The sequence below is a fragment of the Halomicronema sp. CCY15110 genome (genome assembly GCF_016888165.1).
In the GTDB taxonomy this organism is placed as follows: domain Bacteria; phylum Cyanobacteriota; class Cyanobacteriia; order Phormidesmidales; family Phormidesmidaceae; genus Halomicronema.
Genome location: NZ_JACSWC010000223.1, coordinates 1 through 6,164 on the forward strand (window position 1 = coordinate 1; position 6,164 = coordinate 6,164).

Here is a 6,164-nt window from a genome sequence, read left to right on the forward strand (position 1 = left end):
TGAGGCCATCTTTCAGGGATGGTCACTAGCCCAGGAGGGATTTATGTGTACTTAGTAGCCCAGTTTTGGGAGAGGGATTTAGGGTGTGGGCAACCAAACGGCATTGCCACATTGAGATCCCCTCGATTCAATGCTCGTGCCGCAGAGCAGTTTTAGGAGGAAGTTTGGTGTTGAGGAAATTTGCACTCTTTTGTTTAGCGGTGGCGGCGATCGTCGGCTTTACTGCGCTGAATGCCCAAGCTCAGATCGTGGGCGAGTCCGTCGTTTACGAAATTGAGGGTCAGCCTTTTGAGGGCTACTTTGCCAAGAATGCGGGCTTTGGCGACGAGCAGCCGATTGTGCTGCTCATTCACGATTGGAATGGCATTGGCGATTACGAACAGCGCCGGGTCGAGATGCTGGCTGAGCGGGGCTATGCAACCTTTGCGGCGGATCTTTACGGTCAGGGTAACCGTCCCAGCAATGTGGAAGAGTCCCAGGCCGAGAGTGGCAAGCTGTACAGCGATCTCGCCACTATGCGACAACGCCTGATGGCCGGACTCGAAACTGCCCAAGCCATGGCGGGGGTTGACCCGGATCGTGTGGTCGCCATGGGCTACTGCTTTGGCGGCGCTGCCGTGCTGGAAATGGCCCGCGCCGGCGCTGACATTGACGGGTTTGTCAGTTTTCATGGTGGGTTAGCCACTCCCGAAGGTCAGGATTACAGTGACGCCCAAGCGCCCATTTTGATTTTGCACGGGGGTAATGACCCGGTGGCACCGATGTCAGAAGTCGCGGCGTTGGCGGACGAACTCAACGCGGTTGAAGTGCACTACGACATGGAAATCTACGGCGGCGTGCTGCACTCCTTCACTGTCTGGGGGGCCGATGCGGGGGCGTCTCGCTATGATCCCCATGCGGATACCCAGTCTTGGGATGCGCTGCTGAGCTTCTTAGCGCGGCAAGTCGGGTAGCGACTCAATGCCAGGGGACGGTTCCTTACTCAACAGAGCTGAGACTAATGTGCTCAGTCAAAGGAACCGTCCCCTTTAGCGATCGCCCGCCACCCGCTGCACCAGCGGTCGAAACTCATCGACCAGATCCGCCCGATTTAGCAACAGTGTCGGAAACGGACGCTTTTCATAATTTTCGCCCACGGTGAGGGGAAACGGCGGTTGGTCATCCAAGGGAATCCAAGTGGCACCAGCGGCGTGGACAATGGGCCAGATGCCCGCAATATCCCAAACCTTTGGCGTCGCCTCAACCGCACCCACGGCATAGCCCGCCGCCACAATCAGCAGATTGTAAGTCGCCACCCCCAGCATTCTGACTTTGCAGGGAAAGGGCTGCTGCATCACGTCGGTACTGCGAGCGCAAAAACTAAAGAACTGATTTCTGCCCGGATCATCCGGTCGCACTTGAATCGATTCGCCGTTGAGGAATGCTCCGGTGGGCAGGTCGAGACCACTGCTCCCCGGCCAATAGCCGTGAAAGCGCTGGTTCAAAGTCGGCAGGTAGATGTAGCCAAAGACTGGAGTGCCGCGATACAGCAAGCCCAGCGACACCGCCCAGAGGGGAATGCCCTGGGTGAAATTGGTGGTGCCGTCGATCGGGTCGATGATCCAGCACCAGTCCGTGCCGGGAAAGATGTGGGTCGTCTCTTCGCTCAGGACGCCGTGGTCGGGAAAGGTCTCGCGAATGGCCGTCCGCAGTCGCTCATCTGACCACTTATCGAACTCTGTAACCAGGCTGCCGTCCGACTTTTCTTCCGCCTGAGCACCGCCAAAGGCCTCCAGTAACTTTGCCCCGACTTCATCGGTGATGGTTTGCGAAAAGTCGAGTACCTGATCCCAAAATGCCTGCATTCACTTAGTCCAATTCCATTTCCATGAGGGTCGCGATCGCCTTCCCTGATTCCGTCTTGAACTGCTGCACGTCGATGCGCGTCAGCAACCCAAACGCGATGACCATGCCCACCGCCTGACAGGCAAATACCAGCGCAAACGCCAAAAACGTACTGGGAAAGAGCTGTCGCCCCAGATCCAACAAAGCCCCGCCGAGCACGGTCGCGCTGGCCTGAGCCATCGCTTGGGACAAGCCCCACGCGCCAATGAACGTGCCCGCCGTTTCGGCGGCGGTAAAGTCCAACATTAAGCTCACGGCGCTATTGGTGAGAATGCCAGAGGCTAAGCCAAACAGCATCACCGCACTGCGCAACGTGGTCGGGTTCGCCGTCACCCCCGCCAGAATCACCACCACAAAGCACACCGCCGAAAATAAACAGCCGAGCATGGCGGTGCGTTGTTTGCCCAGGCGCGGCACAATCAAAAAGCCCGACAGGCCAATGCCCACGAGAATGCCGTAGCCCCAAAACTGATTCAGTCCGGCACTTTCGCCAATGCTGAGGCCAAACACCTCACGGGCGTAGGGTTCCAGCACGGGCTGTTGCAAAAACAGGCTGATGGTCATCACCAGCAAAAACACGAAGAAAAAGCCCGTCTGTTTGGACGCCGTGAGCACCGCGATCGCCTGCCGCAAGGTCACCTGATCTTCCCGTCCCACCAGGGAGGATCGGGTGGCATAGCGGGAATATTTTTTCTCGATGCCAAAGGTGGCGACGATCCCTAACGCCACCACCGTCAGCGGAAAAATAATAAACAGCCGTGTGATGGCGGCTTGCAAATCTTCAGCGGCCAGATTCTCCAGCAGCACCTCGCCAACGATCGCCCCCGCCACAATGCCCACCATCAGCATCGCCCAGACGATGCCCACCAGTTGCGAGCGGTTGTCTTCGTCCGACACATCCACCAGCAGCGCGGCAAACGGGGTGGAACTGGTGGCAATGCACAGCCCATACAGCGCAAACATACCCGCGAGCAAAGCCATCCAGCCCGTGGTCACAGGTGTCCAGCCGTTCGCGGCACTGGCCCCCAACTGCCACACCACTTGAATCGCCAGGAACAGACAAATCGCCTGCAAGCCCATGCCCAGCCAGACATACCCCGTGCGGTGATAGCCGCGAATCGGTTTGGAGTCGGACATTTGCCCCATCCACACCCGCGCGGGGGAAACGAACTGATACATGGCGATCGCGCCCCCCGCTAGCGTGGCGGGAATCTGCAATTCTGAAATCAACACCTGATTCAGAATCCCCAAAGTCAGCAAAGATAACAGCCCCAAGCCCATTTGGAACAGTCCCAAGCGGAACATGGTGAACAGGTTGATGCGCGGCGGCGAGGCCGTGGTCGAGAGGTCAGGCGGACGGGGGAGATCGCTAGTAGCCATCAGTCGCTCAGGATAGTCGAGTAAGGGACGCGAAACCCCATCTAGGGATCAGTGGAGTGCTGCTGGGGGCTCACCTCACCGCCTGCGGCACCTCTCCTTGCCAAGGAGAGGTTTAGGGAGACTCTGATTCCTCCTACTCAGGGGAAATTTAGAGAGACTCTGACTCCTCCTAGCAAAGGAAAGTTTAGAGAGACTCCGGTGCCTCTCCTTACCAAGGAGAGGTTAGGTGAGGTTTTCTCCGCAGCACATCACTCCAGTTTTCAACTTAGAAGAGGTTACAAGAAAAAACTGCCGCCGCTTTCCCTTGGGGAAAACTTCGACAGTAATAGCATAAGGCGTGTTTGGCGTCGCCGCGATCGCCTATGCAGGCACCTGATTGAGTAACTTCACAATGGCTTCTGCCGTCGATGCCGAAGAAGGCGGATTTTGCCCGGTCACTAGCAGCCCATCCGTCACCACATGGGACTGAAAGACATCGGCCTGGCTAAAGTCGCCGCCGAGTTCCCGCAATCGAGTTTCCAGCGCAAAGGGCACCACTTGATCGAGCTGCACCGCTTTTTCTTCGGCGTTAGTGAAGCCCGTCAACTTTTTGCCCTGCAAGATGGACGTGCCCTCGGGCGTCTGAGCTTTGACCAAGGCCGCTGGCCCGTGGCACACCGCGCCGATCACTTTGCCCTGAGCGTAAAATGCCTCCACCAGCTTAGCCGTGGCATCGCTGCTGGCGAGATCCCACATGGGGCCGTGACCACCGGGGAAGAATAAAGCGTCCGTGCTGCCAACGTTTACCTGATCCAGACTGACCGGATTGGAGAGCTTGGCTTTTGCGGCGGCATCATTGGCGAAGCGCTCGGTCGCCTCGGTCTGGTTTTCGGGTTCGCTGCTGCGCGGATCGACCGGGGGCTCACCGGGCTGGGGCGCGGCAATCACCACGTCGGCTCCCGCATCCACAAAAGCATAGTAAGGGGCAGCAAACTCTTCCAACCAAAAGCCCGTCTTTTCGCCCGTGTCGCCGAGCTCACTGTGGGAAGTCAGCACCATTACAATGCGCATAAAAATCTCCTGAATCTGTGTTGGTCAATTATTGCGATCGCTTTTCACTGTAGAAGGAAGGCCGATTGGGCAAACCGCTTCTATCCAAAGATGTTTTCTGAGGAATGCCTGTCCCTGCAACTCAAGGCGCGACAACCATAGATTGCGTTGAGCTTGCAGAACGATTCCTAGTGATCGCTGCCGCTGTATATCCACATGGGCTCAGTGTCGCCAGCCCGAGTAAAGCCACACTTTTCATAAAACGCGATCGCGGCTCCATCAGCGACCAGCATGTGCATGTGCATGGACTCATACCGCTGTTTTAGACGTTCCATGAGGCGTTGACCAATGCCCTGCCCTTGATAATCGGGATGCACCAACAGATGAGGGTAGTAAACGACTAAGAACCCATCGGAAATTGCGTTGCCGATACCCACCAGGCGATCGCCCTCCCAGGCAGACACTAGCCCGTGAGAGTTGATGAGGGCTTGATGCAGGGCTTGAGGTTTTTGGGCGGAGGACCAGCCATTGGCTTCATAAATCGGCAAAATCTGATCGATCGCAATATCGCGACGCTCTGAAACGTGAATCATCTTGAGACCCTATGTGGAAGGCTTTGCTGGGGGCGATCGCGCTACGTCAAGTGTTTTATATCAGAGACTCAAAACCCTTCAGATAGATAATCCGCCTTGCTTACTGATTTGCAACACAGCTGGGGCATTGTGAGTAAAGCTTTTAGCAGCAGGATTATCAATGACCTTAAATTTAGGCTTGGACATACACTCAGAAGCTTCAAATATTGAAACTACTCAAGAAGTTAGGGTGTACTATAGCTAAATGGTTAAAGCAGTACTCCATCAAGGCGATGCAGTTAGCTGGTTGCGGGAGCTGCCAGACGCCTCAGTTGACTTGGTCGTGACCGATCCTCCCTATGAGTCATTAGAAAAACATCGCGCAGTAGGGACTACTACTCGCCTGAAGCATAGCAAGGCGTCTAGCAATGATTGGTTTGAGATCTTTCCTAATGAACGATTCAATGAGCTGTTCATTGAACTTTATCGAGTATTAAAGAAAAATTCGCACTTTTACCTCTACTGCGATCAAGAAACAATGTTCGTAGCAAAGCCCATTGCAGAGTCAGTAGGTTTTCGTTTTTGGAAACCCCTTGTGTGGGACAAGATGAAAATCGGGATGGGTTATCACTATCGTGCACGATATGAACTCATCCTATTTTTTGAGAAAGGCAAAAGAAAGCTCAATGACCTGAGCATTCCAGACATTATTCAAGTGCCCCGAATTTACCGTGGATATCCAACCGAGAAGCCTGTCGAGGTCTCAGAGATACTCATAAAGCAAAGTACAGAACCTAGCGAAGTCGTTATTGATCCATTTATGGGCTCTGGTTCAACTGGAATCGCTGCAGGGAGACTTAAGCGCAATTTTCTTGGAAACGATATCGGCACAGAAGCTGTAGACGTATCTCGTGAGCGACTTCAAGATTTGCAAGTTGAATTTGTACAAACTTTATGGCCACAGCCTAAAGCTGAATCAGAAACGGCACAGCTTGATCTTTCTCTCTAATTTCTATAGGTGAAAGCTTGCTCCAATATTTTTTGAGGATCTATTATTGACTTATGCAAAATAGTTTCTCGATTACAAGAGGAGGAGACAGGCGTGAGACTTAGTAAAGGAGCTAAAAAGCTATTTCTATGGCTCAAACAACAACCGGCAGGGAAAATCGTAAGCTATGAAGAAGTCATGGAGGCTGCGAGCTGGAGTGATTTATCTCTGAGAACTTATACCAATTCCCTATGAGGTGAAGCAGAATATAGGAGTACTGATTTCAAGCACAAAAGATGGCTCGTCCACTC

6 protein-coding genes are annotated in these 6,164 nt (G+C 54.2%); 2 read left to right on the plus strand and 4 right to left on the minus strand.

Translation table 11 applies throughout. The features are described from left to right. Positions 1-167 precede the first annotated feature (167 nt). Positions 168-953 carry a dienelactone hydrolase family protein gene (locus JUK32_RS08315; RefSeq protein ID WP_309224514.1) on the plus strand — a complete coding sequence of 262 codons (786 nt, stop codon included), beginning with the start codon at positions 168-170 and terminating at the stop codon, positions 951-953. Between the two features lie 75 nt (positions 954-1,028). Here the strand turns inward: JUK32_RS08315 and JUK32_RS08320 are convergent, their stop codons facing one another. From JUK32_RS08320 to JUK32_RS08335, 4 genes are all read right to left on the minus strand, one after another. Next, entirely contained in the window at positions 1,029-1,844 is an 816-nt protein-coding gene (locus JUK32_RS08320; RefSeq protein ID WP_204138393.1) for an inositol monophosphatase family protein, read from the minus strand. A gap of 4 nt (positions 1,845-1,848) precedes the next feature. Continuing rightward, positions 1,849-3,264 (minus strand): BCD family MFS transporter, encoded by a 1,416-nt coding sequence (locus tag JUK32_RS08325; RefSeq protein ID WP_204138394.1) that lies wholly within the window; start codon positions 3,262-3,264, stop codon positions 1,849-1,851. 360 nt (positions 3,265-3,624) lie between these two features. Beyond that, positions 3,625-4,314: a type 1 glutamine amidotransferase domain-containing protein gene (locus tag JUK32_RS08330; protein ID WP_204138395.1), complete on the minus strand. Its 690-nt coding sequence runs from the start codon at positions 4,312-4,314 to the stop codon at positions 3,625-3,627. Positions 4,315-4,481: 167 nt separating this feature from the next. Next, the gene (locus JUK32_RS08335) at positions 4,482-4,886 is read right to left on the minus strand and encodes a GNAT family N-acetyltransferase (RefSeq protein WP_204138396.1); all 405 of its coding nucleotides are present in this window, start codon (positions 4,884-4,886) and stop codon (positions 4,482-4,484) included. 244 nt (positions 4,887-5,130) lie between these two features. On the opposite strand from JUK32_RS08335, the gene JUK32_RS08340 reads away from it, so the two are divergent. Then, positions 5,131-5,874, plus strand: a complete 744-nt coding sequence (locus JUK32_RS08340; RefSeq protein WP_204138397.1) for a site-specific DNA-methyltransferase — start codon at positions 5,131-5,133, stop codon at positions 5,872-5,874. Positions 5,875-6,164 lie beyond the last annotated feature (290 nt).

Bases quoted from the DNA above. Each gene is read 5' to 3' on its own strand.
- JUK32_RS08320 (WP_204138393.1), bottom strand. From the start codon at position 1,844: ATGCAGGCATTTTGGGATCAGGTACTCGACTTTTCGCAAACCATCACC.
- JUK32_RS08325 (WP_204138394.1), bottom strand. From the start codon at position 3,264: ATGGCTACTAGCGATCTCCCCCGTCCGCCTGACCTCTCGACCACGGCC.
- JUK32_RS08330 (WP_204138395.1), bottom strand. From the start codon at position 4,314: ATGCGCATTGTAATGGTGCTGACTTCCCACAGTGAGCTCGGCGACACG.
- JUK32_RS08335 (WP_204138396.1), bottom strand. From the start codon at position 4,886: ATGATTCACGTTTCAGAGCGTCGCGATATTGCGATCGATCAGATTTTG.
- JUK32_RS08340 (WP_204138397.1), top strand. From the start codon at position 5,131: ATGGTTAAAGCAGTACTCCATCAAGGCGATGCAGTTAGCTGGTTGCGG.